Source organism: Streptomyces albus subsp. albus, from assembly GCF_000725885.1.
GTDB classification, from domain to species: Bacteria; Actinomycetota; Actinomycetes; order Streptomycetales; family Streptomycetaceae; genus Streptomyces; species Streptomyces albus.
The window spans coordinates 53,766-79,500 of the sequence record NZ_JODR01000021.1 but is presented as its reverse complement, the minus strand read 5'-3'; the positions used below and the strand labels follow the sequence as shown (position 1 = coordinate 79,500).

The 25,735-nt window shown below is 73.0% G+C and carries 26 protein-coding genes; 20 read left to right on the top strand and 6 right to left on the bottom strand.

From position 1 onward, the window contains the following. Nucleotides 1–76: 76 nt before the first annotated feature. Nucleotides 77–1,387 carry an alanine racemase gene (locus tag IO40_RS0123835; protein ID WP_031176098.1) on the bottom strand — a complete coding sequence of 437 codons (1,311 nt, stop codon included), beginning with the start codon at nt 1,385–1,387 and terminating at the stop codon, nt 77–79. A 197-nt stretch (nt 1,388–1,584) separates the two neighbouring features. On the opposite strand from IO40_RS0123835, the gene IO40_RS0123830 reads away from it, so the two are divergent. From IO40_RS0123830 to IO40_RS0123805, 6 genes are all read left to right on the top strand, one after another. Beyond that, a complete protein-coding gene (locus IO40_RS0123830; protein WP_031176097.1) occupies nt 1,585–2,844 on the top strand; it encodes a sugar kinase in 1,260 nt (419 codons plus the stop codon). Further along, the gene (locus IO40_RS0123825) at nt 2,841–3,620 is read left to right on the top strand and encodes an IclR family transcriptional regulator (protein WP_016469457.1); all 780 of its coding nucleotides are present in this window, start codon (nt 2,841–2,843) and stop codon (nt 3,618–3,620) included. Before IO40_RS0123830 ends, IO40_RS0123825 begins: the two co-directional genes overlap by 4 nt. Next, the gene (locus IO40_RS0123820) at nt 3,617–4,030 is read left to right on the top strand and encodes a RidA family protein (protein ID WP_016469458.1); all 414 of its coding nucleotides are present in this window, start codon (nt 3,617–3,619) and stop codon (nt 4,028–4,030) included. Before IO40_RS0123825 ends, IO40_RS0123820 begins: the two co-directional genes overlap by 4 nt. 205 nt (nt 4,031–4,235) lie before the next feature. Further along, nucleotides 4,236–5,690: a GntP family permease gene (locus IO40_RS0123815; protein WP_016469459.1), complete on the top strand. Its 1,455-nt coding sequence runs from the start codon at nt 4,236–4,238 to the stop codon at nt 5,688–5,690. 151 nt (nt 5,691–5,841) lie between these two features. Continuing rightward, nucleotides 5,842–6,702 (top strand): S1 family peptidase, encoded by an 861-nt coding sequence (locus tag IO40_RS0123810; protein WP_016469460.1) that lies wholly within the window; start codon nt 5,842–5,844, stop codon nt 6,700–6,702. A 32-nt stretch (nt 6,703–6,734) separates the two neighbouring features. Further along, nucleotides 6,735–7,616 carry a S1 family peptidase gene (locus IO40_RS0123805; protein WP_031176096.1) on the top strand — a complete coding sequence of 294 codons (882 nt, stop codon included), beginning with the start codon at nt 6,735–6,737 and terminating at the stop codon, nt 7,614–7,616. A 103-nt stretch (nt 7,617–7,719) separates the two neighbouring features. Here the strand turns inward: IO40_RS0123805 and IO40_RS0123800 are convergent, their stop codons facing one another. After that, a complete protein-coding gene (locus tag IO40_RS0123800) occupies nt 7,720–8,751 on the bottom strand; it encodes a chitinase (protein WP_031176095.1) in 1,032 nt (343 codons plus the stop codon). A 210-nt stretch (nt 8,752–8,961) separates the two neighbouring features. Between IO40_RS0123800 and IO40_RS0123795 the strand changes: the two genes are divergently transcribed. After that, nucleotides 8,962–10,272 (top strand): Nramp family divalent metal transporter, encoded by a 1,311-nt coding sequence (locus IO40_RS0123795; protein ID WP_016469463.1) that lies wholly within the window; start codon nt 8,962–8,964, stop codon nt 10,270–10,272. 27 nt (nt 10,273–10,299) lie between these two features. Here IO40_RS0123795 and IO40_RS0123790 read toward each other — a convergent pair whose 3' ends face one another. Beyond that, nucleotides 10,300–10,557: a hypothetical protein gene (locus IO40_RS0123790; protein WP_016469464.1), complete on the bottom strand. Its 258-nt coding sequence runs from the start codon at nt 10,555–10,557 to the stop codon at nt 10,300–10,302. A 320-nt stretch (nt 10,558–10,877) separates the two neighbouring features. Here IO40_RS0123790 and IO40_RS0123785 point away from each other — a divergent pair, with 320 nt between their 5' ends. The 11 genes from IO40_RS0123785 (at nt 10,878) to IO40_RS0123735 (ending at nt 21,246) form a co-directional block, all read left to right on the top strand. Further along, on the top strand, nt 10,878–11,822 hold the full coding sequence (locus IO40_RS0123785) for a hypothetical protein (protein WP_031176094.1): 945 nt from the start codon (nt 10,878–10,880) through the stop codon (nt 11,820–11,822). Beyond that, nucleotides 11,819–12,571 (top strand): Flp pilus assembly protein CpaB, encoded by a 753-nt coding sequence (cpaB, locus tag IO40_RS0123780; RefSeq protein WP_016469466.1) that lies wholly within the window; start codon nt 11,819–11,821, stop codon nt 12,569–12,571. The genes IO40_RS0123785 and cpaB overlap by 4 nt, the downstream gene beginning before the upstream one ends. Nucleotides 12,572–12,578: 7 nt before the next feature. Continuing rightward, nucleotides 12,579–14,675, top strand: coding sequence for a CpaE/TadZ family protein (locus tag IO40_RS38980; RefSeq protein WP_016469467.1), 2,097 nt, complete (start codon nt 12,579–12,581; stop codon nt 14,673–14,675). A gap of 54 nt (nt 14,676–14,729) precedes the next feature. Next, on the top strand, nt 14,730–15,143 hold the full coding sequence (locus tag IO40_RS0123770) for a TadE family protein (protein ID WP_031176093.1): 414 nt from the start codon (nt 14,730–14,732) through the stop codon (nt 15,141–15,143). Nucleotides 15,144–15,370: 227 nt separating this feature from the next. Continuing rightward, nucleotides 15,371–16,738 carry a TadA family conjugal transfer-associated ATPase gene (locus IO40_RS0123765; RefSeq protein ID WP_016469469.1) on the top strand — a complete coding sequence of 456 codons (1,368 nt, stop codon included), beginning with the start codon at nt 15,371–15,373 and terminating at the stop codon, nt 16,736–16,738. Between the two features lie 38 nt (nt 16,739–16,776). Beyond that, on the top strand, nt 16,777–17,748 hold the full coding sequence (locus IO40_RS0123760; protein ID WP_033229602.1) for a type II secretion system F family protein: 972 nt from the start codon (nt 16,777–16,779) through the stop codon (nt 17,746–17,748). A 4-nt stretch (nt 17,749–17,752) separates the two neighbouring features. After that, entirely contained in the window at nt 17,753–18,643 is an 891-nt protein-coding gene (locus tag IO40_RS0123755; RefSeq protein WP_016469471.1) for a DUF5936 domain-containing protein, read from the top strand. A 361-nt stretch (nt 18,644–19,004) separates the two neighbouring features. Next, nucleotides 19,005–19,208 carry a hypothetical protein gene (locus IO40_RS0123750; protein ID WP_016469472.1) on the top strand — a complete coding sequence of 68 codons (204 nt, stop codon included), beginning with the start codon at nt 19,005–19,007 and terminating at the stop codon, nt 19,206–19,208. A gap of 179 nt (nt 19,209–19,387) precedes the next feature. Then, nucleotides 19,388–19,855 (top strand): hypothetical protein, encoded by a 468-nt coding sequence (locus tag IO40_RS0123745; RefSeq protein WP_016469473.1) that lies wholly within the window; start codon nt 19,388–19,390, stop codon nt 19,853–19,855. A gap of 33 nt (nt 19,856–19,888) precedes the next feature. Further along, complete coding sequence (locus IO40_RS0123740) at nt 19,889–20,473, top strand: hypothetical protein (protein WP_016469474.1); 585 nt, start codon at nt 19,889–19,891, stop codon at nt 20,471–20,473. A 2-nt stretch (nt 20,474–20,475) separates the two neighbouring features. Continuing rightward, the gene (locus IO40_RS0123735; RefSeq protein ID WP_016469475.1) at nt 20,476–21,246 is read left to right on the top strand and encodes an OmpA family protein; all 771 of its coding nucleotides are present in this window, start codon (nt 20,476–20,478) and stop codon (nt 21,244–21,246) included. Between the two features lie 64 nt (nt 21,247–21,310). Here IO40_RS0123735 and IO40_RS0123730 read toward each other — a convergent pair whose 3' ends face one another. Further along, entirely contained in the window at nt 21,311–22,288 is a 978-nt protein-coding gene (locus IO40_RS0123730; RefSeq protein ID WP_016469476.1) for a hypothetical protein, read from the bottom strand. A 155-nt stretch (nt 22,289–22,443) separates the two neighbouring features. Here IO40_RS0123730 and IO40_RS34995 point away from each other — a divergent pair, with 155 nt between their 5' ends. After that, nucleotides 22,444–23,154 (top strand): hypothetical protein, encoded by a 711-nt coding sequence (locus tag IO40_RS34995; protein WP_051719302.1) that lies wholly within the window; start codon nt 22,444–22,446, stop codon nt 23,152–23,154. Between the two features lie 132 nt (nt 23,155–23,286). Here IO40_RS34995 and IO40_RS0123720 read toward each other — a convergent pair whose 3' ends face one another. Next, nucleotides 23,287–24,252 (bottom strand): hypothetical protein, encoded by a 966-nt coding sequence (locus IO40_RS0123720; protein WP_030408848.1) that lies wholly within the window; start codon nt 24,250–24,252, stop codon nt 23,287–23,289. A gap of 185 nt (nt 24,253–24,437) precedes the next feature. Beyond that, on the bottom strand, nt 24,438–24,656 hold the full coding sequence (locus IO40_RS37735) for a hypothetical protein (protein WP_016469479.1): 219 nt from the start codon (nt 24,654–24,656) through the stop codon (nt 24,438–24,440). Between the two features lie 204 nt (nt 24,657–24,860). Here IO40_RS37735 and IO40_RS0123710 point away from each other — a divergent pair, with 204 nt between their 5' ends. Beyond that, entirely contained in the window at nt 24,861–25,619 is a 759-nt protein-coding gene (locus IO40_RS0123710; RefSeq protein WP_031176089.1) for a prepilin peptidase, read from the top strand. The last annotated feature ends 116 nt before the right edge of the window (nt 25,620–25,735 follow it).

Here is a 25,735-nt window from a genome sequence, read left to right as displayed (position 1 = left end):
TGCCGCGGCCTGCCGGGCGCCCGTACGACGGGGAGCGGGGCACGCGCCCCGGTGCGGGGGAGGGGCGGGGCGGGGGTCAGAAGAAGGTGCGGATCAGATCGGTGACCGTGCCGTGGGCGTCCACGACGGGGAAGACCTGCCACTTGTCGAACATCGTGCAGGGGTGGGACATCCCGAAGCCGATCCACTCGCCCACTTCGAGCTCCACCCCCTCGTCGAGGCGCAGCCACGCGTGCTGGTCGCTCAGCGCGGTGACGGTGATGCCCTTGGCGGACCGCTCGTTGCCGTCGAGCCCGCGCACCCGGTGCGCCTCGGGCAGCTCCAGGTCGAAGGCGGCGTCCCGCTTGCCGGCGTTGACGAACGCCTGCCCGGGCTCGGGGCGCGAGACCACCTGGGTCCACAGGGTGAACGCCGCCTGGAGGCCGCCCTCGTCGGGGTGCCGGTTGAAGGGCGTCAGCTCGCGGTAGTGCCCGTCGTCGTGGGAGACGTACGCGCCGGAGCGCAACAGCCTGAGCACCGGCGCCGACAGCTCGGGTACCTCGGCGAAGACCTCGGCGACGGCGTCGAACCAGGCGCTGCCGCCCGCGCTCACCACGATCTCCTCCAGCCCGGCGAACCGGCCGTCCCGGTCGAACGCGGCGGCCATACCCACCAGCCGCCGCAGCCAGGCGCGGACGGCCTCCAGGGTGGCGCCGGGCACCTCGCCCTCGTAGCCGGCGACACCGACCAGCCGCAGCGTGCCGGTGGCGGCCACCGCGTCGGCGACGGCAGCGCACTCGGCCTCGGTGCGGGCGCCGGTGCGTGCCCCGTCGCCCGCACCCAGCTCCACGACCACGTCCACGGGCCGCCGGGCACCGGCCGGGCGCAGCGCCTCGTCCATGAGGGCGACGCCGCGCTCGGAGTCGACGTAGCAGACGAACCGGAAGCCGGGGTCGGCATCCAGTTCGGCGGCGAGCCAGCGCAGGGCCGCCGCGTCGACCAGTTCGTTGGCAAGGAAGATCCGCGGCACCCCGAACGCGCGGGCGACCCGCACCTGGTGGGGGACGGCCAGGGTGATGCCCCAGGCGCCGCGCTCCAGCTGCCGGGCGAACAGCTGGGGGGCCATGGAGGTCTTGCCGTGCGGGGCGAAGGCCAGGCCGTGCCGGGCGGTGTAGTCGGCGAGCGCGGCCAGGTTGTGCTCCAGCCGTTCGGCGGAGAGGGCGAGCACGGGGGTGGTGAAACCGCCGGTGAACAGGGAGCGGCGCTCGGCGGCCAGCTCGCCGAGGGTGGTGCCGCGGGCGGCGGCGTCCGGGGGCAGGCCCTTGAAGCGGTGGTCGGCGGGTTCGTCCGCGAGGCGGGCGACGGCGTGCGTGACGTCGGGGGCGACGGCGTTGTCAGGGGCTGCCATGCGGGACTCCGTAAGCGATAACGGGAAGGAGTTTGTTGCGTATGTTGCAACGTCCATTGCGTATGACGCTTAACGCTGTCTAGCATCCCGCCGAACGGCCGGTCAATGGAGCCGGCCCCGTCGAACGGCCCGGTGAGGTACCGGCCGGGGCGGCACGCACGCCGCGAGCAGCCGACCAGCGAGGAGCAGGACCTGTCGTGACCACCACCCCGAAGACCGATGTCGTCTGCCTGGGCGAGTCCATGGTCACCTTCCTGCCCTCCCGCCCCGGCCCCCTCGCCGACGTGCCCTCCTTCCGGCGCGCCATCGGCGGCGCCGAGTCCAACGTGGCCTGCGCCCTGGCCCGCGCCGGATACCGCACCCGCTGGGTGAGCCGGGTGGGCGCGGACGGCTTCGGCGACCATCTGCTCCGCACGATCGCCGCCCACGGCGTGGACACCACCGCCGTCGAACGCGACCCCGACCGCCCCACCGGCATCTACTTCCGCACCGACGGCGAACGCGCCACCGGCCCCACCGCCCCGGACGGCACGGCTGCCACGGACAGTACGGACGGCACCGGCTCCCGGGAAGGTGCCGGCACCACAGACCCCGCGAACGGCTCCGCCCCCACCGACGGCGCGCCCGGCACTCACCTCCCGGCGACCCCGCCCGGCCGGGGCGCCGTCTCCGAGGTGGTCTACTACCGGGCCGGGTCGGCCGCCTCCGCCATGTCCCCCGCCACCGTCCCCGCCGAGGCGCTGCGCACCGGACGGGTGCTGCACCTGACCGGCATCACCGCGGCCCTCTCCGCCGACTGCCTGGCCCTGCTGCGCGCCCTCACCACCGACCGCCCCGCCGTCCGCGACGGCGCCGCCCCGGGCCCGCTCGTCTCCTTCGACGTCAACTACCGCGTCAGTCTGTGGCGCACCGCACCCGAACCCGGCGCCGGCGTCCTGCTGGAGCTGGCCCGGCACAGCGACATCGTCTTCGTCGGCGAGGACGAGGCCGCCGCCGTATGGGGCGTCACCGGCGGCCCCGACGCGGTCCGCGCCGCACTGCCCGAGCCCGCCGTCCTGGTGGTCAAACAGGGCAGCGCCGGAGCCACCGCCTACGTCGGCGACAGCGGCCCGGTCTTCGCCCCCGCGCTGCGCGTGGACGTCGTCTCGCCCATCGGCGCCGGGGACGCCTTCGCCGCCGGGTTCCTGGCCGGGACCCTGCGCGGACTGCCCGTACGCGAACGGCTCCGGCACGGGCATCTGCTGGCCGCCGCCGCCCTCACCGACGCCGGTGACCTCGCGGCACCACCCGCCCGCGAGGCCGCCGACCGGCTCGTCGCCCTGGACGAAGGCGACTGGGGCAGACTGCGGCTGGGCCCCGGCTGGACGAGCACGCCGCCGCACGGGCCCGCGCCAGCAGACGCCGGCCCGCCCGCACCGCGGACCGGCCGGACCGAGCCGGAGGTGCCATCCGCATGAGCCAGACCGTCGACCGGGCCCTGAGCATCCTGCCGCTGCTCGCCGAGGGCCCCGCCAACCTCGAACAGGTCGCCGCCCGGCTCCAGGTGCACAAGTCCACCGCGCTGCGGCTGCTGCGCACCCTGCACGAGCACGGCCTCGTCTACCGCCAGGCCGACCAGCGCTACCGGCTCGGCGCCCGGCTGTTCGCCCTCGCCCAGGAAGCCGTCGAGAACCTCGACATCCGCGAGATCGCCCACCCCCACCTGGCCGAGCTCAACGCCGCCTGCGGCCACACCGTCCACCTCGCCGTCTACGAGGAGGACGAGGTCCTCTACATCGACAAGGTCGAGAGCCGCTACCCGGTACGGATGTACTCGCGCATCGGCAAACCCGTCGCCATCACCGTGGCCGCGGTGGCGAAACTGCTGCTCGCCGACCTTCCCGAGCCCGAACGGCGCGCCGTCGCCGAACGGCTCGACTACCCCATGTACACGCCCCGTTCGACACCCGACGCCACCGCGTTCCTCGCGGAACTGGCCAAGGTCCGCGAACAGGGCTGGGCCACCGACCTCGGTGGCCACGAGGAGTCCATCAACTGCGTCGCGGCACCCATCCGGGGCGCCGAGGGACGCGTGGTGGCGGCCATGTCGGTCTCCGCGCCGAACGTCGTCGTCTCCGCCGACGAACTCCTCTCCCTGCTGCCCCGCGTACGGCGGACCGCCGAGGCCATCAGCGCCGAGTACTCGGGGCGGACCGATCGCCCCCGCACCACGCGAAAGAGAGCCGCACCATGAGCGACAAGCTGACCAAGACCGCCCTCACCCCGGCCACGCACACCACGCCGCCCGCGAAGTTCTCGCACGGGGTGCGCAAGGGCAACATCCTCCAGGTCGCCGGCCAGGTCGGGTTCGGCCCGGCCGTCGAGGGCCAGGCACCGACCCCGGTCGGCCCCGGCCTGCGGGAGCAGACCCTCCAGGCGTTCGCCAACGCGGAGGCCATCCTCAAGGAGGGCGGCGCCAGCTGGGAGGACGCCGTGATGATCCGCGTGTACCTCACGGACACCGGTCACTTCGCGGAGTTCAACGAGATCTACAACGAGTACTTCGCCTCCCTCCAGGAGGCCCCGGCCGCGCGTACGACGGTGTACGTCGGCCTCCCCGCCGGCCTGCTCGTCGAGGTCGACGTCCTCGCCGTCCTCGGCTGAGGCTCCTTCCCCGGTCCCGCCCCCCTCGCCCCGGAGGGGGGCCGTCGGACCCCTCGCGTCTTTCCACCGCTCCCCTCCCCCTCCCCAGCCTGCGGCATGTCTCCGCGTACCCGCCCGCGCCCGTGCGCGGTACGGCACACCAGGGGGAACGGCAAAGGGGGAGGCGGGACCGGGGCCCCTTCAGCACTGAACAACGGAGTTCCCCATGCTGCTCGCCGCCGAGAAGGCGCCGCCCCACACGGGCGGTCTGCTCGCGCTCATACCCGGCACCGGGGGTCTGCTCACCGTGGCAGCCCTCGGCATCGTCCTGCTGCTCGTCCTGATCATCAAGGTCCGCCTCCAGCCGTTCGTCGCGCTGCTGGCCGTCTCCATCGCGGTCGGCCTGGGCGCGGGCCTGTCCGTCACCGAACTCTTCGGCACAGTCCAGAAGTCCGACGCCGTCTCGATGATCGAGTCGGGCATGGGCGGGATTCTCGGGCACGTCGCGATCATCATCGGCCTGGGCACCATGCTCGGCGCGATCCTGGAGGTCAGCGGGGGCGCCGAGGCCCTCTCGGCGCGGCTGCTGGGCCTCTTCGGGGAGAAGCGCGCGCCCCTCGCGATGGGGCTGACAGGTCTCCTCTTCGGCATCCCCGTCTTCTTCGACGTCGGCATCTTCGTCCTGGCGCCGATCGTCTACGCGGCGGCCAAGCGCAGCGGCAAATCGGTCCTCCTGTACTGCATGCCGATGCTCGCCGGCCTGTCCATGACGCACGCGTTCCTGCCCCCGCACCCCGGCCCGGTGGCCGCCGCCGGACTGCTGGACGTGGACCTGGGCTGGATCATCCTGATGGGCGTCGTCTGCGGCATCCCGGCCGTACTGGCCGCCTGGGCGTACGCGGCGTGGATAGGCAAGCGCGTCTTCGTGCAGGTCCCGCAGGAGATGCTGGAGGCCGTCGAGGAGTCCAAGCAGGCCGTCGCACAGGACCTGGGCCGGGGCGGTGAGGAGAAGCCGGTGTCGGTGGGCACCGTGCTGGTCATCATCGGCACCCCGCTGGTGCTGATCCTGGCCGCCACCTTCTCGTCCATCGCGTTCGACCCGTCCACGGGGCGCTCCGTCATCGAGTTCATCGGCCACCCGTTCGTGGCGCTGACGGTGGCGCTGCTGCTGGCCTACTGGCTGCTGGGCCTGCGCCGCGGCTGGAGCCGCAAGTCGCTGGAGACGGTCTCCACCGCCTCCCTCAAGCCGGTCGGCAACATCCTGCTGGTCGTCGGCGCGGGCGGCATCTTCGGCGCCGTACTCCAGGGCTCCGGCGTGGCGCAGGCGCTCGCCGACGTGTTCGGCGACGCCGGGCTGCCCGTCATCGTGCTCGCCTACCTGATCTCCGTGGTGCTGCGGGTGGCACAGGGCTCGGCGACCGTCGCCATCGTCACCACCGCCGGGATCGTCGCGCCGCTGCTGGCGCAGAGCGACCCCTCGCAGGCGCACGTGGCGCTGGTCATCATGGCCATCTCGGCCGGCTCGATCTTCGCCTCGCACGTCAACGACGGCGGCTTCTGGATGGTGGCGAAGTACTTCGGGATCTCCGAGCGGGACACCCTCAAGTCGTGGACCGTGCTGGAGTCCGTGCTGTCGCTGGCGGGCTTCGTGGTCGCCGCGGTGGTCAGCCTCTTCGTCTAGCGGACCAGCCCCTTCCGCACACCGCATACCGGACGCCCCCGGAATCGGCTCTGCCGATTCCGGGGGCGCTCTTGTGGCGGGCCCCGACTGGCCCAAGAATGCACGGCGTCAGCCGAACAATCCTTCGGTACCGAGAGAGGACTTCCCCACCATGAACAGACCTCTCGCAAGTTCCCTCGCCGCAGCTCTCCTGGGTGCCGCCGCGCTCACCGGCGTCTCCGCGGCCCCGGCGGCGGCGAGCGGCACCTCGGCTTCCCCCTCCGCCACCGGCGTCCGGGCCACCCCCTCCTTCGAGGGCACCGTCGCCCTCAGCAACTGCTCCGGCTCGCTGGTGAAGATGCCCAACTCCAAGGCGACGGACCCGGCGCTGGTGCTCTCCAACGGGCACTGCCTGGAGACGGGCATGCCGCAGCCCGGACAGGTCGTCAAGGACCAGGCCTCCAGCCGCTCCTTCACCCTGCTGAAGGCGAGCGGCGCCAACGCCGGCACGGTCCGCGCCACCAAGGTGGCCTACGCGACGATGACCGACACCGACGTGTCGCTCTACCAGGTGGGCTCCACCTACCAGGACATCGAGTCGCGGTACGGCATCAAGGCGCTCTCGCTGGACGCGGCCCGCCCCACGCAGGGCCGGGCCATCACCGTCGTCTCGGGCTACTGGAAGGAGAAGTACGGCTGCGCCATCGACGGCTTCGCCTACCGGCTCAAGGAGGCGGGCTGGACGATGAAGGACTCGATCCGCTACACCTCCGCCTGCCGCACCAAGGGCGGTACCTCCGGCTCGCCCGTCGTCGACAACGCGACCGGCAAGGTCATCGGCGTCAACAACACCCTCAACGAGGACGGCGCCCGGTGCACGCTCAACAACCCGTGCGAGGTCGACCAGACGGGTCAGGTCACCGTGCGCGCGGGCATCGGCTACGGCCAGCAGACCTATCTCATCGCGTTCTGCGTGGCCGAGGGCAACAAGATCGACCTCAACCGCGCGGGCTGCACGCTCCCCAAGCCATGACCGACAACTGACCCCGGAAGAATGAGGAGTACATGAGAAAGCCCCTCGTCGGCACGGCCGCGGCGGCGCTCTTCGGCGCCGCCGCGGTGGTGGGTACCGCCGCCACGCCCGCCGCCGCCGTCGGCCCCGCCGACTCCGCCGCCGGCAGCACCTCCGTGCGGACCGCAGCCGACCGTACGCCCTCCTTCGAGGGCACGGTCGCGCTGAGCAACTGCTCGGGTTCCGTCGTCAAGCTCAAGCACTCCAAGGCGACCGACCCGGCGCTGGTCCTCTCCAACGGGCACTGCCTCCAGGAGGGCATGCCCGGCGCCGGCGAGGTGCTGGTCGACAAGAAGACCAGCCGCGACTTCACGCTGCTGAACGCCGACGGCACCGACGCGGGGAAGATCCACTCCGACCGGATCGCCTACGCGACGATGACGGACACGGACATCTCCCTGTACGAGACGACGTCCACGTACAAGGAGATCAAGAAGAAGTACGGCATCGACGCGCTGCGGCTGGACGCCACCCATCCTCGGCAGGGCCGGGCCATCACCGTCGTCTCCGGCTACTGGAAGGAGACCTTCGGCTGCGCGGTCGACGGCTTCGCCCACCTTCTCAAGGAGGCCGACTGGACCTGGAAGGACTCCATCCGCTACACGATGGACTGCCAGACCAAGGGCGGCACCTCCGGCTCCCCGGTGATCGACAACCGCACCGGGAAGGTCGTCGGCGTCAACAACACGCACAACGAGGACGGCGAACGCTGCACCCTCAACAACCCGTGCGAGGTGGACCGGAAGGGCAACGTCACCGTCCGCCACCTGAACGCCTACGGTCAGCAGACGTACCAGATCAACTCCTGCTTCGGCCGCGGCAATCAGCTCGACCTGGACGCGCGCGGCTGCGTCCTGCCCCGGCCGGCCCGGTGACCGGCGCCGCGCCGGCCGGGCCGTAGCACGGCACGAGGACGCCCCCAGGGCCCGGTGCGGGCCCCGGGGGCGTCGGGTGAGCCGCCGGCGTCAGGAGCGTGGGTCACATGGCGTGCACATGGGGGCCGACCGTGGACGACCACTTGTTGCCGTTCGCCGCGTCCCACGCGGTGGACCAGGTCATCGCGCCCCGGATGCCGGGCCACTTCTCGTCGGGGACGAAGCTGCCGCAGCCGGTGCCCTCGGCCAGGCAGTCCAGGGCCGCGTTGACCACACCCGGGTCCACGTAGCCCGAACCGGCGGCCCGGGGCGAGGCGGGCGTGCCCAGACCCACCTGCGAGGGGTCGAGACCGCCCTTGATCTGGACACAGGCCAGCGCGGTGAGGAAGTCGACGGTGCCCGCCGAGTAGACCTTGCCGTCGCAGCCGTTCATCGAACCGCTGTTGTAGTACTGCATGTTGACGACGGTCAGATAGCTCTTGATGTTCAGCGCCGTCTTGAAGTACTCGTTCGACGGCGACTGCATGTCGATCGTCTGCGGTGCCATCGTGACGACCACGTCGCTCTTCGCCGCGTGGATCGCGTCGAGCGCCTTGGTCATGTAGGTCGAGTTGAGGCCGTTCTCCAAGTCGATGTCGACACCGTCGAAGCCGTACTCGTCCATCAGCTTCACGATGCTGTCGGAGAACGCCTTCGCCGAGGCGTCGTCGGCGACCGAGACGGTGCCCTTCTCACCGCCGACGGAGATGATCACTGACTTGCCCTCGGCGTGCTTGGCGGCGATGTCCGCCTTGAACTGCTCCTCGGAGTAGCCCAGCGCCGGGTCGAGGTTGAAGTCCACCTGTCCCGGGGAACCGGTCGCGTCGGCGAACGCGACGGCGATGATGTCGTACTCGTCCTGCACCTCGGCGAGCGTCTGGACGGTCGCTCCGTTGTCGAAGTTCTGCCAGTAGCCGGTGACCGCGTGCGCCGGGACCTGGGAGGCGCCGACGTGGGGGCCCGGACCGGCCGGCGGGGCGCCGCCGGCGGCGTGCGCCGATGCCGGGCCGAGGACGGCCATACCGCCCACGGCCAGCGTCGAGGCCGCCAGCGAGGCGAGGGTGCGCAGGAGGGAACGGCGTCTGGTACGTGCCACAACTGCCTCCGGTGTGGGGGGAGATGGGGAGGTCGTGGAGTTGCGCCGTACAACATGGTCCAGACCAATAATGGGTGTCAAGGGGTCCGACAAGGGTGACTGCCGTCCCGACCCCTTGTGCCCGCCGTCGCCAGCGGGTTACATGCGCCTGCGACCTGCGCGGTCGCCGCACACCCCCACGGCACCTGCGGACGGCGGAGGCGGATCGGCATGTCAGGCCAGGAGACCACGAGCCCGGCGCCCGGCGGCGGGACCGCACCACCGGTGCGCAAGCCCAGTTGGAAGATGATCGGCCCCGGCATGGTCGTCGCCGCGACCGGCGTCGGCGCCGGCGATCTGGTGGCCACACTCGTCGCGGGCAGCAAATTCGGCCACACCCTGCTGTGGGCCGCCGTCATCGGCTGCGTCGTCAAGATCGCCCTGGCCGAGGCGACCGGACGCTGGCACCTGGCCACCGGACGCACCATCTTCGACGGCTGGCGCAGCCTCGGCCCCTGGACCACCGTCTACTTCGCGGTGTACGTCGTCCTGTGGGGCTTCGTCTACGGCGCCACCGCGATGTCCTCCAGCGCGCTGCCGCTCGAAGCCCTCTTCCCCGACGTCATGCCGCTCAAGGTCTGGGCCATCCTCACCGGCCTGGTCGGCCTGGTCTTCGTGTGGACCAACCGCTACGCCATCGTCGAGAAGATCATGATGGTCTTCGTCGGCGTCATGTTCGTGGTCGTCGTCTACGTCGCGATCCGCGTCGCGCCCGACCTGCCGCGGGTCTTCGCCGGGCTGCTGCCCGTGCTCCCCTCCGGATCCATCGTCTACACCCTCGGCCTGGTCGGCGGCGTGGGCGGCACCATCACCATGGCCGCCTACGGCTACTGGATCAACGCCAAAGGATGGACCGACAGCGGGTGGATGAAGATGATGCGGCTCGACAACCGCGTCGCCTACCTCACCACCGGCGTCTTCGTCATCGCCATGCTCATCGTCGGCGCCGAACTGCTGCACTCGTCCCACATCGCGCTCGCCTCCGGCGACAAGGGACTCCTCGACCTCGACGAGATCCTGGCCGACCGCTTCGGCCCCTTCACCGCCAAGCTCTTCCTCATCGGCTTCTTCGCCGCGTCGTTCTCCTCCCTCGTGGGGGTGTGGCACGGCGTCAGCCTGATGTTCGCCGACTTCGTCGAACGGCTGCGCGCCGCCCGCGGCATGGACGCCGCCACCGGCGTGGCCCCGCTGGCCCGCGGCGAACAGGAACGCTCCCGGCCCTTCCGCGGCTACCTGCTGTGGCTGACCTTCCCGCCGATGGTCCTCCTCTGGCTCGACAAGCCCTTCGGCCTCGTCATCGCCTACGGCGTCCTGGGCGCCTTCTTCATGCCCTTCCTCGCCGTCACCCTCCTGTGGCTCCTCAACACCGACCGCACCCCGCGCGCCTGGCGCAACGGCCCCCTCAGCAACGTGCTCCTCGCCGCCTCGGCCGTGCTGTTCCTCGTCCTGTGCGTCCAGGAACTCCGCGACCTCCCCTGGTGAGGCGGGACCCGGGCTTCCGGCCCGCGCTCAGCCGTCGAACACCTGCTCGGCGTCGGTGGCCCGGAACGCCAGCTCCAGCCAGCGGTCCAGCACCGCGAGATCGGTACAGGCCAGCGCCCGGTCCCGCTGCGAGGGGGTGACGGGAATCCCCCGCATCTCCAGCAGCCGCAACACGGACCGCGCCGCCCCCACGGCCTCCCCTTCGGCCTTCCCTTCCGCCTTCCCCTCCAGGTACGTCTCCTCGACGAAGGTGCCGCGGCCGGGGAAGTAACTGCCGTTCTTCATGAGCTTCCTCCAGGTTCGCCGGGCGGGGGTGTGCGCGTGCCCGCGATCGTGACCGTACGGAAACGGTGGTGCGGGCGCCGCACGAGCCGATGCCCCGTCAGCGGATCGGGTGAATCGCGGATTCGGGGCGTCAACTGAAGCGGTTCGTGGGGTGGTTGGGAGGCGTGGGGTGGGGGGTAGTGGTGGCGGTGGTGGGTTTTCGGGAAGTGTTCCCGCAGCGGTGGGCCGTGGCTAGTGTGGTGGGTCGGCAAGCGGGATCTTCGGTGCTCAGTGGGGAAGCTCCGCCGCCCGTTCACCGTGGCGGCCCGGGGGAGGCGGATGTGTCTACGGCGTTAGCGGTCACCAGCCCCGATCTGCTGCTCGCGCCGCCGGACCCGCACCCCGCGCCCGCGCACGTCCTCGACCCGCCCGGCGGGCAGTCGCTGGAGGCGGCGCTCACCGAGACGTACGCGCTCCTCGAACAGCACGGTGCGCTGGTCGTCGTCCACCCCTCCGGCCTGCCCACCCCGTTCCTGCACCGGCTGCACACGGTCCGGGCGCTGCTGGAGAGCCGGCGGATCGCGCTGGTGCCGGTACGGCTGCCGCCCTTGGCGACGGCGGTCCTGGTGCGGCAGCTGCGGCAGCTGGCGCGGTGTGACTTCGGGCCGGGGGTACTGGCGGCGGCGGTCCGGCTGCTGACGCATTACCTGTACGCGGGTGCCGTGCTCGGTTCCGCCGTGAAACCCGGCCGGGTGCCCGCCGAGGCCGCCGCGCACGCCCGGTCGTGGGTGCCCGGCGCCCGCTTCGCCGTGCTGGCGGCACCCACCTGTGAGACGGTGCGGCTCTCCGGCGCCGGGGAGGCCGGACCGGGGCTGACCGGCCCACAGTTCGCCACGGAGCTGACCGTCGCGCACGGCAGGCTCACCTCCGACTGGGTGACCCGCACACTGCCCGCACACTGGCGGGTCGGCAGGGTGACCGAGGTGCCGCTGCCGGGCGACTCGGCCGAGTGGTGGGGCACCGGGAAGCTGACGGAGTTCGTGGCCGCCATCCCCGACGTCTCGGTGCTGTACCAGCTCGTCGCCTCGGTGCGGCGTGACGTCTGCCCCTGGTGCGGGCTGGAGGTGATCGGCGACCGCTGCGCGTTCTGCGCCGCCCCGCTGCCGTCCACCGCCCCGGCCCCGTCCGCCGCGCGTCCGCCGTCCGCCGCCTCGCGGCCCGCCCCGCCGGGCCCGTCCGCCGCGGCGCGTCCCGTCGTCGCCGATCCCCGAGGTGTCCGTCCATGAACGCACGCCAGCGCCGCGGCGTCCTCCTGCTGCTCGTGTCCCTCGTGTGCGCCCTCGCCGCGTTCGCCGGTGTGCTGGCGGTGGTCAGGAACGCGGAGGCCAAGGTGGGGGAGGAGGTGACGGCCTACCGGCTGAAGGAGGACGTGCCCGCCTACGAGGCGCTGCGCGAGTCCCAGTTGGAGCGGGTCTCGGTGCCCAGGCGCTGGCTCCCGCCGACAGCGGTGACCGATCCGGGCGGCCTCAGGAGCAGGATCACCGCGAACCGGCTGTCGAAGGGCTCGCTGCTCCAGTCGGACATGCTGGCGAAGCGGCCCCGGCTGGAGGACGGGGAACAGGAGCTGGCCATCATGATCGATGCGGAGACCGGGGTGGCGGGCAAGATCAACCCGGGGGACAGCGTCAACATCTACGCCACGTTCGAGGGCGAGCGGCGGCCGGACGGCGACGGCTCCCGGGCCGGGAGGGCGAACGGCACACCGTCGCAGTCGCGGCTCATCGTCAGCCGCGCCAAGGTGATCGACGTCGGCAAGCTGACCCCGTTCGACGACGACGGCGACCGCGACGAGCGCACCCGGCAGCGGGAGCGGGACGGTGTGCCGATCACGTTCGCGCTGACGGCGAAGGACGCGCAGCGGGTGGCGTACGCCGAGTCGTTCGCCGAGCACGTCCGGCTGGCCCTCATCGCGCCGGGGGACGAGAGCGAGGTCCCCGAGGAGGACCGCATCTACACGCTCCCCTCGGACAAGTGAGGTCCTCATGGTGATCCGTATCCAGCCGGCCGTCAGCGACCCGGACGCCGCCCGCGCCCTGGTCACCCTGCTCAGTCAGCTGCCCGACAGCGAGCCGCTGCCGCCGGCCGTGGACTCGGGGCAGTTGCTGGACACGCTCGCCCGGCGGGCGGAGGAGGCCCCGGCCGAGCTGCCCGAGGTGGTCCTCGTCCACGAGCTGATCGGCCCGGTACCCGCGCTGGAGCTGATCGGCCGGGTCGCGCTGCGCTTCCCGGCGGTCGGCGTGGTGCTGCTGACCCAGGACACCAGCCCCCGGCTGTACTCGGCGGCCATGGACGCCGGCGCCCGCGGGGTGGCCGCGCTGCCGCTGGCCTACGACGAGGTGGAGGCACGCGTCGGTGCCGCCGCCGCCTGGGCCCGCGGGGTGCGCCGGCACCTGGGCGGCGGCTTCGACGACGGCTGGGGCCCCGCGGGGCCCGGCCCGGGCGGGGAGGCCGGCACGGTGGTGACGGTCGCCGGCGCCAAGGGCGGGGTGGGCACCACCCTCACCGCCGTCCAACTGGCGCTGGCCGCCCGCGCCTCGGGCCGCGAGACGGCACTGGTGGACCTCGACCTCCAGGCCGGTGACGTGGCCTCCTTCCTGGACGTGCGGTTCCGCCGGTCGGTCGCCGACCTGGCCGGGATCACGGACCTGTCGCCGCGTGTCCTCCAGGACGCGGTCTACGCCCACGAGACGGGACTGGGCCTGCTGCTGGCCCCCGCGGAGGGGGAGCGCGGCGAGGAGGTGGACGAGCGGGCGGCCCGCCAACTGGTCGCCGCGCTGCGTGCCCGCTACGAGGTCGTCGTCGTGGACTGCGGCACCCAGATGAACGCCGGCAACACGGCCTCCATCGAGACGGCGGACACCGCGCTGCTGGTGACCACCCCCGATGTGGTCGCCGTGCGGGGAGCCACCCGCATGGTGCGGCTGTGGGACAGGCTCCAGGTCCGCACGGCGGAGGAGACGGTCATCGTCGTCAACCGCACCTCTCGGCACACCGAGATCCAGCCGCGGCTGATCGCCCGTATCACCGGCACCCCCGTGGCCCGCACCACGGTGCCCGCCCATTTCAAGGAGCTCCAGTCGGCGCTGGACGCGGGCCGCCTCCAGGACCTGGACGCCAAGGGCAGTGTGCGGCAGGCGCTGTGGCGGCTCGCCGGCGAACTGGGGCTGGTCGCCGGGGCGGAGCCCGAGGCCGGGCCCGGCGCGCGGGCGCGGCGGGGTGTCGCACGCCGCCGGGGACGTGGCCCCTCCGGGGAGGCCGGCAAGGGCACGGCCCGGCGGGGGGCGCTGGCGGCGCAGCCGGAACGGCAGGCGTTACCGAGAGGCACGTCCCCGTCGTCCCCGGCCGCCGGCTCGCCTTCTGCCGCCGGCTCGTCCCCCGCCGCGGGACCGGCGCCACCGGCCGGGGGCTCGTCACCGCCGGCCGCGGGCCCGTACCGGCCCTCCGCCCCGGGCGCCTACCCGGAGGCGGGGCACGTCTCGGGCCCGTACTCGGATCCGACGGACACCTCGCGACCGTACCCGGGCGTGACGGACGCCACGGGGGCGCATCCCGAAATCGCGCACGCCCCGGGCCCGTACCCGGACGGGACGACGTACGTCGCGGGGCCGGACGCGGCGGGTGGCGACGCCACGGGTGCCGGCGCGTTCGCCGTCCGGCCGGAGCGTGACGCCAACGGGTCGCCGCGCCGCCGCTTCCCCCCGCGTGGGGGCGAGGGCGGTGACCGGGGCGCGCTGTCCGTGGAGTTCGCCGGCATGGCGCCGGTGGTGCTGCTGACACTGGTGCTGCTGTGGCAGTGCGTGCTGATCGGCTACACCTTCTCCCTCGCGGGCAACTCCGCCGACGAGGCGGCCCGCGCCGCGACCGCCGCCGCAGCGTACGGGGACGCGCAGGGCGCCTGCGAGTCGGCGGCGCGCGCGCATCTGCCGGCCAAGTGGCGTGCGGACGCCCGGATCAGCTGCACCCGCGGCGGCACCGTCTGGAAGGCCGATGTCGATCTGCGGACGCCGCTGCTCTTCCCCGGTGCGGCCGGGCTGCCGTTCACCGTCGGCGGCGAGGCGGGCGCGGCGGTGGAGGGGTGAGCGGCGCCGGGCAGGGGCGAGGGCAGCAGGGGTGACGGGAAGGGGTGAGGGGACATGCGCGAGGGGCCCGTGCGCGGGCGGCGGTACGACGACCGGGGCTCCAGCGTCCTGGAGTTCGTCGGGATGCTGCCCGTGCTGCTGCTCGTCGGCCTGGCCGCCATCCAGCTGGGACTCGTCGGCTACGCGGTGCAGCAGGCGGGCACCGGTGCGCGGGCGGCGGCCCGGGTGGCGTCCCAGGAGGAGATCGCGGACCGGTACGCCGCGTCCGGGCGCGAGGCCATGTCGGGCTGGACGGCGCGGCGCAGCAGATTCGTGCTGGCCGGCGGCGGCGACGAGGTGACGGTCACCGTCACCGTGACCGTGCCCTCGCTCCTCCCCGGCATCGACAGCATGGGCAAGGCGTCCCGCTCCGCGACGATGCCGGGCGACGACGAGGGCGACGGTCTCCAGGGCGGCGACGACAACTGAGACGGCGACGAGAACCGAGACGGTGACGGCAACTGAGACGGCGGCGGCAACCGAGACGGCAACGACAACGAGTCGGCGACGAGAACCGAGACGGTGACGGCAACTGAGACGGCGGCGGCAACCGAGACGGCGACGACAACGAGTCGGCGACGAGAACCGAGACGGTGGCGAGAACTGAGGCGGTAGGGCATGCCAGGGACCGGTCGAGCGGCCAGCGAGGTGCCACGATGAGTCTGCGTTCCCGTATCACGGCGGTCACGGCGCACCAGCAGTCCGGCGGTGCGGCGGCCTCCGCTGCCGCCGGCGACACCACCGGCCCCCTGGTGGCGGCCTACCGCACCAAGCTGCTGGAGGAGATCGACCTCGCCGAGATGTCGGCGCTGAGCCCCGCCGAGCGCCGGGCCCGGCTGGAGCGGGTGCTGGGCCACATCATCAGCCGGGAGGGCCCGGTGCTGGCCACCGGCGACCGGACGCTGCTGATCCGGCGGGTGGTGGACGAGGCGCTGGGGCTGGGGGTGCTGGAGCCGCTGCTGGAGGACGGCTCCATCACCGAGATCATGGTCAACGGGCCGGACCAGATCTTCGTGGAACGGGGCGGGCGCGTCGAGGAGGTGCCCGTCCGCTTCGCCTCCGAGGAACAGCTGATGCAGACCATCGAACGCATCGTCTCCACGGTCAACCGGCGGGTGGACGAGTCGAATCCGATGGTGGACGCGCGGCTGCCGTCCGGGGAGCGGGTCAACGTCATCATCCCGCCGCTGTCGCTGACCGGCGCCACCCTCACCATCCGGCGGTTCCCCCGCGCCTACTCCCTCGCCGAACTGATCGGCCTGGGCACCCTGGACGAGCACATGCTGGCGCTGCTGTCCGCGTTCGTCCGGGCCCGCTTCAACGTGATCGTCTCCGGCGGTACGGGCAGCGGCAAGACGACGCTGCTCAACGCGCAGTCGGCGCTCATCCCCGAGCACGAGCGGATCATCACCGTCGAGGACGCCGCGGAACTCCAGCTCCAGCAGCGGCACGTGATCCGGCTGGAGACGCGTCCGCCCAACGTCGAGGGCAAGGGGCAGATCACCGTGCGCGATCTGGTCCGCAACTCCCTGCGCATGCGCCCCGACCGCATCATCGTCGGCGAGGTGCGCGGCGGCGAGACCCTCGACATGCTCCAGGCCATGTCCACCGGCCACGACGGCTCGCTGGCCACCGTCCACGCCAACAGCGCCGAGGACGCCCTGATGCGGCTCCAGACCCTCGCCTCCATGTCCGAGGTCGACGTGCCCTTCGCCGCCCTCCAGGACCAGATCAACTCCGCCGTGGACGTCCTCGTCCAGCTCGCCCGCTTTCCCGACGGCTCCCGCAAGGTGGTGGAGATCGCCGTGCTGGCCTCCCACGGCCGCGAGACCTTCCAGATCGCGACGGTCTCCCGCTTCGACGCCCGGCCCATGGGCCCGGACGGCCGGGTGCACGGGAGTTTCGTCCATCTGCCGCTGCCGCGCCGGGTGGCCGACCGGCTCTCCCTCGCGGGCGAACCGGTGCCCCCGGCCTTCGGCGTCGCCCGGTCCGACGAACAGCTCACCACCAGGGAGGCCGTGTGACCCCCGCCCGCCACGCCGTCGCCGCCCCGCCGTCGGCCCTGGCCGCCCCCGCACTCGACGCCACGGCCGGATTCGCCCTCGGCGCCGCCGTGGCCGCCTGCCTGCTGGCCGTCGCCGGTGCCGCCACCTACGCCTCCGGACGCGCCCGCCGCCGCGCCCTGCTCGACCGGCTCGGCCAGAACGGGCGGCACCCGGCCGCGCTGCCGCCCGGCACCGGCGGCCGGCCGCGCCGATTCGCCGCCGTCGACCGGCGGGTACGCGCCACCCGCGCAGGACGCCGCCTCCAGGCGAAACTGGCCACCACCGGACTCGACGTGACCCCCGGCGAGTACGTCGTGGCACTGGCCGGCGTGACAGCCGTGCTGTGGCTGCTGGCCTCCTGGATCCTCGCGCCGTTCTTCGGGCCGATCGCCGGGCTCGTCGGCGTGCTCGCCGGCAACGCCTTCCTCGCCCACCAGCGCCGCCGCCGCACCGAGCAGTTCATCAACCAGCTCCCCGAACTCGCCCGCATACTAGCCAACGCCACCTCGGCAGGCCTCGCCCTGCGCACCGCCCTCGGCATGGCCGCCGAGGAACTCGAAGCCCCCGCGGGAGACGAACTCCGGCTGGTCACCGACCAGCTCGCCGTCGGCCGCTCCGTCGACGACGCCCTGGGCGAACTGGCCGCACGCCTGCCCTCCCGCGAACTCGTCGTCCTCGTCACCACCCTGGTGCTCTCCAACCGGGCCGGCGGCACCATCGTCGCCTCCCTGCGGAACCTCACCACCACGCTGGAGGAACGCAAGGAGACCCGGCGCGAGGTGCGCACCATGCTCGCCGAGGTCAACGCCACCGCCTTCACCATCCCGCTGCTGGGACTGGGAGCGATGCTGATGATGAACTCGATGATGCCCGGCGCCCTCTCCCGAGTCACCGGCAGCCCCGTCGGACAGATCGCCATGGTGACCGCCGTCGGGCTGTTCGCCGCCGGGTTCTGGGTCATCCGCCGCCTCGGCCGGATCGAGGTGTGAGACGGTGCTCGCCCTCGCCCTGGCCACCCTCGCCGGCCTCGCCGTGTACGGCCTGTGCACCGGCATCCGCATGTACCGGGCCGAAACGCAACTGCCGCCCGACCTGGCCGTCGCCCTGGAGGTCGGCGCCACCCGCACCACCCGCAGCGGAGCCGCCGTCGACCGCCTCGGCATGCGGCTGGCTCCCCTCGTCCTGCGGCTGATGGGGCCCCGCCAGGTCGCCCGGAAACGCCGCAGGATCGACCAGGCCGGCAACCCCGGCGGCCTCACCCTGGAACGGTACGCGGCACGCCGCGCCGTCTACGGCGTCTTCGGCCTCGTCATGGCGCTGGTCGGACTGGCCGTCGACAGCCTGCTGTTCACCGCACTCGTCCTGGCCTTCGGCGCGTGCGCCGCCGACCTGACCATCCACCAGGCGATCAAGGACCGGCGCCGCGTCATCGAACGCACCCTGCCGGACTTCCTCGACGTACTCGCCGTCGTCGTCTCCGCCGGCCTCGGCTTCCGGCAGGCACTGGAACGGGTCGCCGACCGCTACGCCGGACCGTGGGCCGACGAACTGCGCATCACCCTCCGCCAGATGGACATGGGCGTCAGCCGCCGGCAGGCCTTCGACGAGCTGCGCCGCCGCAACGCCAGCGACCAGGTCGACCAGTTCGTCACCGCCCTCCAGCAGGGTGAGGAACTGGGCGCCCCGATCGCCGAGACGCTCATCCAGATCGCCACCGACATGCGCCGCACCGACGCGCAGAACGCCCGCCGCAAGGCGGCCAAGACCGTCCCCAAGGCGACGATGACCACCATCGCCTTCCTGCTGCCGGGCACCCTCATCCTCATCGTCGCCACCTTCGTCCTCGGCTCCGACACCGACTTCGGAGCAGTCCTGGGCGGCTGACCGCAGCATTCCCCGGGAGGGAACACCGATCATGGCCGCGAACACCCTTCGCACCAGGCGCGGTTGGCCCTTCCCCGGGGCCGGCGGTGCCCCTTTTGCGGCAGTGGGACGGGTTGCCGTACCACGTCAGGGGTGCGGGTTTTCCGCTACCCCTACGCCGCCGCAGCCAGATGTGGCACAGTCTGCATTCGGGCAGCGACTGATAGCTACGCCGTGGGGTGGCCAGGGGAGGGGGCTCGCGTCGTGACACCACGCTGCTGCGGCCCCCGCGAGGGCCGCCACGCGGGACGGGCGACCCGGCCGGACACGGGGGCGTATCCCTCCGGGGATACCGAGTCAGCCATCAACGGAGGAGATCCCGATGTCGAACCCCATCCGCAGGCGCATCCGGAATCGCACCACCCGCCTCCGCGGCCCCGCCGCGGACCGGGGCGCCAGCTCCATCGAGTACGCGGGCATCGTCATCCTGGTAGCCGGCATCATCCTCGCCATCCGCGCACTGGGGCTGGACGCGATGATCTCGGGGGCGGTCGCCAACGCGGTCAGCGCCGTCCTGGGCGGCTGACCGGCCCGGGCACGTCCGACGCGGGGCAGACGGTCATCCTCTACGGCGCGGTCGTCGCGGGCCTCCTCTTCCTGGCTTTCGCCTTCTTCACCGTCGCCCAGGCCGCCACCGTCCGCAACGGCGGGCAGACCGCCGCCGACGCCGCCGCGCTCGCAGCCGCCAAGGACGACCGGCGGCTGATGTTCGACGGTTTTCTCGACGCGCTCGGGGGCGAGGACGCGTGGCAGGACTGGCTGGACGCCGCGGCGCCCCTGTCCGGGGACGGCTGCGGGCAGGCGGCCCGGCTGGCCGGCCGCAACCGCTCCGACCTGCTCAGCTGCGCACCCGTGACGCGGGAGGGCGACGACGGGTATTCCGTGCGGATCGAGACGCGCTTCGACACGGGCGACACCCTGATCCCCGGCACCGGCCACCGGCCGGCTCGCGCCACGGCGACCGCCGTCCTCAGGCCCCGCTGCGTCCCCGCTCCCGGGGATGGGACCGGGGACGAGGCCGGTGACGAGTCCGGGGAGGGCGAGGAGGGCGAGGAGGACGCCGAGGAGATCGCGCTGGTCTGCGACGGCGAGGACCTCACGATCAGCACGCAGGACGAGGACGACGTCGATGTGCGTCCCTCGGATCTCTTCTCGGTGGTGCTGGTCGAATGACGAGCGAACGACGGATGAGAGTCGAGTGACTTCATGAATCTTCGGCGCGCCACGAAACTCCGCACGGGCATGACGGCGGTGAGTCTCGCCGCCGGGCTGGTTCTCACGGTTGCCGGCTGCGGCGGTGACGACTCGGGCGGCGAGGCGAAGGACGCGCGCCCCTCCGCCAAGCAGGACGGTGACGGCTCGCGCCCCGTCACGAACGACTCCGGGGAGCCGCTGGCGGAGGTGAAGGGTGGGGACGACATCACCCTCTCCATCACTTCGGCCCGCCGCGAGTCGGGCGGATTCGTGACCGTCACCGGAAAGGTGACCAACGGGAGCGGCAAGGCATGGGTGGCGCCCGGCTGGGAGGGCAACGAGTCCGAGCTGGCGCTCCGCAACAAGCTCTCCGTCGCCGGGGCGAAGCTCGTCGACAAGAAGGGCAAGAAGCGGTATCTGGTGCTCAGGGACACCGAGGGCCGCTGCCTGTGCACCGCGTTCGGCCAGCCCCTCCAGGCGGGTAAGTCCAAGACGTGGTACGCCCAGTTCCCGGCACCGCCGGAGGGGAACGACGAGGTCGAGTTCCAGATCGCCGACATGCCGCCGGCCGGGGTCGCTCTCAGTGGAGGGGAATGAAAATGGCGAGCAAGGCCGGCATGGCCCTCTCCCGGCCGTACCTGTCCAAGGTGGTGGCCTCCTCGTCCCTTTCCGCCGTGCTGGTGCTCGGCGTCGGCATCCCCGCCGCCGAGGCCGACGATCCCAAGCCGGGCGCCACGCCCTCGATCCCCGACATCGCCACCCAGTACCCCACCGACGACCCCACCTCCATCCCCACCGGGCAGGCTCCCTCTCTCCCGGGGGAGAAGGGGCCGGGGGATCCGGGGTTCAGCGAGCCGCCGGACAACATCGGGGACTCCGAGGTGCCGGTGGAGGTGGACCCGGGGGCGGAGGGGCTGCGGCTGGCTGACGGGGCCAAGCTGGCGGAGCCGAAGGTGCTGGACATCAAGTTCGTGACGGAGGACCTGGGCGGCGAGGAACGCCGTGAGGACAGCACGGTGAAGACGAAGTTCACGCTCCAGGCGGAGGTGCTCTTCCCCAAGGACAGCCCGGAGCTGAACAGCGGGGCGAAGTCCCGTATCAGGACGATCGCCGAGGAGATCGAGAAACAGGGCAGCACACAGGTGAACGTCTTCGGCTTCACCGACGATCTCGGTTCCTACGAGCACGGCAGGAAGCTGTCGAAGAAGCGCGCGGCGATGGTGCAGCGGGAGCTGGCGGCGATGCTCGGCCCGGACGTCAGCTTCAACGTGCGCGGCTACAGCGAGGACTATCCGGTGGCCGACAACCGCACGGAGGAGGGCCGCAAGAAGAACCGCCGGGTGGAGGTGTCGTTCCCGAAGAAGGACTGAGGGGGCGGGGCCGAACCGGCGGGCGGCCGAAGTGCCCCGTCCCGTGGCCCGCGCCCGGGCGTGGTCACCGGGATGCGGGAACGTCCTCGTCGGCGGGGGTGTCCTCGTCGGTGGGGGCGCCGTAGACGACGGCGACCACCGGCAGTTCGGGGTTGGTCGGCGCCTGCATGTGCAGCCGTACTCCGTGGTCGGGCAGTTCGGCGGACAGTTCGCCGCGTACGACGCGGATGCCGGCCCGGGCGAGGTCGGCGGCGACCTGGGCGTAGGGGCGGTCGAGGAGCTGGACGCCGGCCAGGGTGGCGGTGCCCTTGTGGCCGGTGTAGCCGATGGCGAGGGTCACCAGGCGGTCGTCGCTGTCGAAGGTCAGCTCCAGGCCGTGGTCGAAGTAGCGGTCGGTGCCGGCGCCGTGCCCGTCGGGGCCGCAGACGAGGGTGGCGCCGAGGCGGGCGCGGAGGGAGCGGCGGTCCTGGCCGAGCCGCACGGTCTCGGTGCCCTCGAAGGGCAGGAGGCGGTGCGCGGTGATGCCGGGGAGGTGGACGCCGCCGGTCATCCGGGGCGGGGGCATGTCGGCGCGGTCGTCGGGCTGGACGCCGACGCAGTAGACGGGGGCTTCGTCGCCTTCGGGACGGGCGGTGAGGTTGAACCCGGCGGCGGGTATCTCGTGCCCGGCGTCGGTCTCCCGCGACTCCCAGCCGCGGGCGCGCAGCGCGTCGAGCACGTCGCCGTAGGGCCGGTCGAGCAGGCCGACGCCGTCGAACTCGACCGGCGCGGAGGCGAACAGTTCGAGGTAGGCGAGGCGCTGGTGGGCGTCGTGGTGGAGGATCAGGTCGAGGGAGTGGTAGGCGTCGCAGAGGCCGAGCGAGGTGGCGCTCTTGCGGAAGGTGCTGCGTTCGCCCAGGCGGTCGCCGTACGCGGTGGTGAGGCGCCGGGCGAGGACGTCCCTGCGCGCGCCGAACGGGAGGCTGCCGGGTACGACGCCTTCGAGCCCGTGGAAGGGATGGATCCGCCAGGGGCCGGCCGGGAGCGGTGCGGGGTTCGTCATCGCGGTCATCCTCGCATGTCACCGCGGCTCTTGGTCGTACACCTGCGCGAAATCGCCGACGGCGCTTCGCCGTTGCCTCTTGTGGCGGCGGACGGCTGCACCGGATCATGACGGCGAAGACGAGGCGCAGGGGGACGGCGGGGCGGGTGAACGGGATGGACGACGGGTCCGGCGACGACAGCGGCGGCACCACGACGGCGGGAAGCCGAACCGGCGTCGGTGACGGCGGCACCACGGCGGTGGGACACGGAACCGACGACAGCGCGGCGGTGAGGAGCGCGCCCGGCGACGACACCCGGGCGGCCGGTCCCGGTGACGGCGGTGACGGCGCCCGGAACGCGGCGGACACACCCAGGGGCGGCCACACCGTGCGGGGCGCGGCACGGCTGCGTGCCTGGACGGTCGGCTGGACGACCGGTGTCGCCCAGGCGCTCGGCGCGGCACTGCTGTTGATCACCGAATGCGTGCGGTACGACGTGGCACCGCTCGGCGGACGGGTGGTGCCGGGCACGGAACTGCCGGGCTACGCGCACGACTTCCCGCACTGGATGGATGCCGTGGACGGCCAGTGGTGGTTCCGCGCGGCGGAAGAGGTACGGGACGCGATCGGTTTCGGCGAGCCGCGCGCGGCACTGTGGGCGGCGGTCTGTGCCGCGCTGGTGGTGCGTTTCAACGCGGACGGGCCGCCGCGCCTCCAGTGCGTCCTGTCCGGGCTGGGCGCTGTCTACTGTCTGGCCGCGGTGATTTCCGCGGTCCCGTTCCTGGCGCTGGCGGGTGCGGCCCTCCCGTTCGCGCTGCTGGTCGGCGCCCTGGCGGTGATGGTGGCGACCCCGGCCGCGCGCCGCCGCTTCCGTACGACGGTCTGAGCGCCGGGCGCCCAGCCTGCCGGGTTCCCCGGACGTCAGCCCTGAGTGGCGAGCAGCTGACGGGCGCCTGCCGAGCCCGTCGCGGGGGCCCGCGACGGGACGGTGTGTCCGTGGTGCGGCTCGGCGCAGTGGTCACCCGGTCGCGTCGGCGGTGCACAGGGTGCGGCTGCCGCCGTCCACCTGCCAGGTCCAGTAGCGGTCGTGGGTGCCGGCGTCCCCTTCGCGGCAGGTGGTGTCGTCGTCGTAGACACCGGTCACGGTCAGCAGCCGGTCGTACCGTCCCTGGCCGGCGGGCGGCCGGCTGGAGCAGGCGGGGGCGGACATGAGTGCGGCGCGCATCTCGCCGCCGGTGGATTCGGCGAGGAGGCACTGGCCGGTGCGGAACTGCCGGGTGACGCACAGCGTGGTGTCGTCCATCGACCAGGTGGCGCGGCCGTTGCCGACGGGGCAGGAGGTGTCGCCCGCACCGCCGGGGCCGGCGCGGTGCACGGCGGTCACCCGGGTGAAGGCGCGGTCGTCGCCGCAGGGGACGCGCGTGGCTTCGGTGGGCGCGGGGCGGCTCCACCCGGTGCCGTTGGCGTGCACCGTCAGGCACTGTCCGGCCCGCACCGAACGGAAGGCGGACGCCGGGGAGTCGGCGTCCGCGTCGGTGTCGGGGCCGTTCAGCGGGCCGGCCCCGGGCGGGTGGGCTCCGTCGGGGGCCGTCTCGGGTGAGCCGCCGGTGCCGGGGGTGGGGGAGGCGGCCGAGGACGGGGCCGGGTCCGGAGCGCTGCCGGGGGTGCTGCCGGGGGCGGGGGAGGCGCTGGAGGATGCCTGGCCGGTGCCCGGGGAGGGCTGGTGCGCGGCCAGGTCGTCGCTGTGCCCGGGGCCGTCGACGACCTTGGGAAGGATGAGTGTCGCGAACAGGGCGGTGGCCACGAGCAGCCGGTTCCGTCCGCGGCGGGCCCGGGTGGCGGGACCGTCGCCGTGCTCGGTGTCCGGTCCGGCGGCCGTCTCGGGAGCTGGTCCGGTGGCCGGTGCGGGCGGGTGCCCGCCGGTGTCTTGCTTCTCGTCGGCCGGCCGGTGACGGCGGCGCCGCCGCAGTACGGGCTTGTTCACCGAGCGCTCCGTATCCCTAGGGGGCCGCGCCCCCCGCGCGTGCCGCTCACCCGTACATGCTTGCGGATCAACGCGCGGGTGGCGAGCCCCCGTTGCGGATCGGGAGGTTGGGAACGCCGACGGCGGGGCCCGGTCTCAGCGGGCCGGGCGGCGCAGGAGGGAAGAGATGGCCAAGGCGGCGGCCCTCACGCCGCCTTGACCATCTCGGCACGGACGGCGCGCTGCCACTGCCCGCGCAGCCGGTCCAGTTCGGCGAGTGCTTCCTTCGACCAGAGCGTGCGGCCGGCGACGAAGTTGCGGATGGCGTCGTTGGCCGCGGTGACGGAGGGCTGCGGCGCGGGCACCTCGCCCGCACCCGTCTCCAGGGTTCCGGGCTCTCCGGGCCCGGTGGAAGTCGATGTCATACGGACTACAGTACGGCCCCTCACTGACAACGGCAGTCGGATAACGGGCCGCACAGAGGGGCCGATTGGTGCTCCGTCGCAGGTGTCGGCGCTGTCCCGCTCCGGGATGCTCCGCGCGGGTGTGAGATGAATCGCTCCGATGAGACCTCCGTACGACGGATTCCGGCGGCTCACTGGCGTGTCGGCGGGACGTAAGCTCCGGGTGTGCCGCTGGAGTGGATAGCGATCGTGGCCGCCGCCGCTTACGGCGCCGCGGCCGGCTCTCTCCTGCCCCGCGCGGTCTACCGGCTCTCCGTGGAGCCGGGGCTGCCCTGGCGGGACAGCTGCCCGCAGGGGCACCCCCTGGGCGGGGGAGTACGCGGGGTGCTGGGCCCCGCGGTGTGCGCCCCGTGCGCCGGCGCCTCGGACGCCCAGGGGGCGTACGGGGGCGGACGGAGCGTCCTCGCGCTGGTCGGCGCACTGGTGTGCGCGGCACTCACGGCGACGGTCGGGACACGCCCGGAGCTGGCGGTGTGGCTGCTGTTCACGCCCTGCGCGCTGCTGCTGGCGACCGTCGATCTGGCCGTGATGCGGCTGCCGGACATGATCACCCTGCCCCTGGCGGCCGGCACCGCCGCACTGCTGGGACTGGCCGCACTGCTGCCCGGCGCGGGCGGCAGCTGGCGACGCGCGCTGCTGGGCGGCCTGGTGCTGGCCGGAGCGTTCTTCGTGCTGTTCGTCATCAGCCCGCGGGCGGTGGCCTTCGGGGACGTCAAGCTCGCCCTGTCGGTCGGGGTGGCCCTCGGGTGGTACGGCTGGCCTGTGCTGTTCGCCGGAGCGTTTCTGGGCTTCCTGTCGGCGGCCTGCTATGGCTTCGCGCTGATGGCGACCGGACGCGCGCGCCGCAGCAGTGCCATGGCCTTCGGGCCGTTCATGGTGCTCGGCGCGGTGGTGGGCGTCGCCGTGGGCGGGGCGGCCGTCTGATCCCGTCGTACTGGCTTGTGCGACACGGTCGTTGGTGTGCGGATCATCCGGCCCGAGGGGCTATGGTGGAAGCCCCCCCTCGGGCCGGTCCGTATCCCCCCACGGACCGGCCCGCT

Excerpts from the sequence above, each read along its gene's own strand:
- IO40_RS0123765 (WP_016469469.1), top strand. The coding sequence starts at position 15,371 with ATGAGTCTGCGTTCCCGTATCACGGCGGTCACGGCGCACCAGCAGTCC.
- IO40_RS0123805 (WP_031176096.1), top strand. The coding sequence starts at position 6,735 with ATGAGAAAGCCCCTCGTCGGCACGGCCGCGGCGGCGCTCTTCGGCGCC.
- IO40_RS0123815 (WP_016469459.1), top strand. The coding sequence starts at position 4,236 with ATGCTGCTCGCCGCCGAGAAGGCGCCGCCCCACACGGGCGGTCTGCTC.
- IO40_RS0123730 (WP_016469476.1), bottom strand. The coding sequence starts at position 22,288 with ATGACGAACCCCGCACCGCTCCCGGCCGGCCCCTGGCGGATCCATCCC.
- IO40_RS34995 (WP_051719302.1), top strand. The coding sequence starts at position 22,444 with ATGGACGACGGGTCCGGCGACGACAGCGGCGGCACCACGACGGCGGGA.
- IO40_RS0123790 (WP_016469464.1), bottom strand. The coding sequence starts at position 10,557 with ATGAAGAACGGCAGTTACTTCCCCGGCCGCGGCACCTTCGTCGAGGAG.
- IO40_RS0123745 (WP_016469473.1), top strand. The coding sequence starts at position 19,388 with ATGTTCGACGGTTTTCTCGACGCGCTCGGGGGCGAGGACGCGTGGCAG.
- IO40_RS0123770 (WP_031176093.1), top strand. The coding sequence starts at position 14,730 with ATGCGCGAGGGGCCCGTGCGCGGGCGGCGGTACGACGACCGGGGCTCC.
- IO40_RS0123740 (WP_016469474.1), top strand. The coding sequence starts at position 19,889 with ATGAATCTTCGGCGCGCCACGAAACTCCGCACGGGCATGACGGCGGTG.
- IO40_RS0123795 (WP_016469463.1), top strand. The coding sequence starts at position 8,962 with ATGTCAGGCCAGGAGACCACGAGCCCGGCGCCCGGCGGCGGGACCGCA.
- IO40_RS0123820 (WP_016469458.1), top strand. The coding sequence starts at position 3,617 with ATGAGCGACAAGCTGACCAAGACCGCCCTCACCCCGGCCACGCACACC.
- IO40_RS0123750 (WP_016469472.1), top strand. The coding sequence starts at position 19,005 with ATGTCGAACCCCATCCGCAGGCGCATCCGGAATCGCACCACCCGCCTC.
- IO40_RS37735 (WP_016469479.1), bottom strand. The coding sequence starts at position 24,656 with ATGACATCGACTTCCACCGGGCCCGGAGAGCCCGGAACCCTGGAGACG.
- IO40_RS0123825 (WP_016469457.1), top strand. The coding sequence starts at position 2,841 with ATGAGCCAGACCGTCGACCGGGCCCTGAGCATCCTGCCGCTGCTCGCC.
- cpaB (WP_016469466.1), top strand. The coding sequence starts at position 11,819 with ATGAACGCACGCCAGCGCCGCGGCGTCCTCCTGCTGCTCGTGTCCCTC.
- IO40_RS38980 (WP_016469467.1), top strand. The coding sequence starts at position 12,579 with ATGGTGATCCGTATCCAGCCGGCCGTCAGCGACCCGGACGCCGCCCGC.
- IO40_RS0123735 (WP_016469475.1), top strand. The coding sequence starts at position 20,476 with ATGGCGAGCAAGGCCGGCATGGCCCTCTCCCGGCCGTACCTGTCCAAG.
- IO40_RS0123810 (WP_016469460.1), top strand. The coding sequence starts at position 5,842 with ATGAACAGACCTCTCGCAAGTTCCCTCGCCGCAGCTCTCCTGGGTGCC.
- IO40_RS0123835 (WP_031176098.1), bottom strand. The coding sequence starts at position 1,387 with ATGGCAGCCCCTGACAACGCCGTCGCCCCCGACGTCACGCACGCCGTC.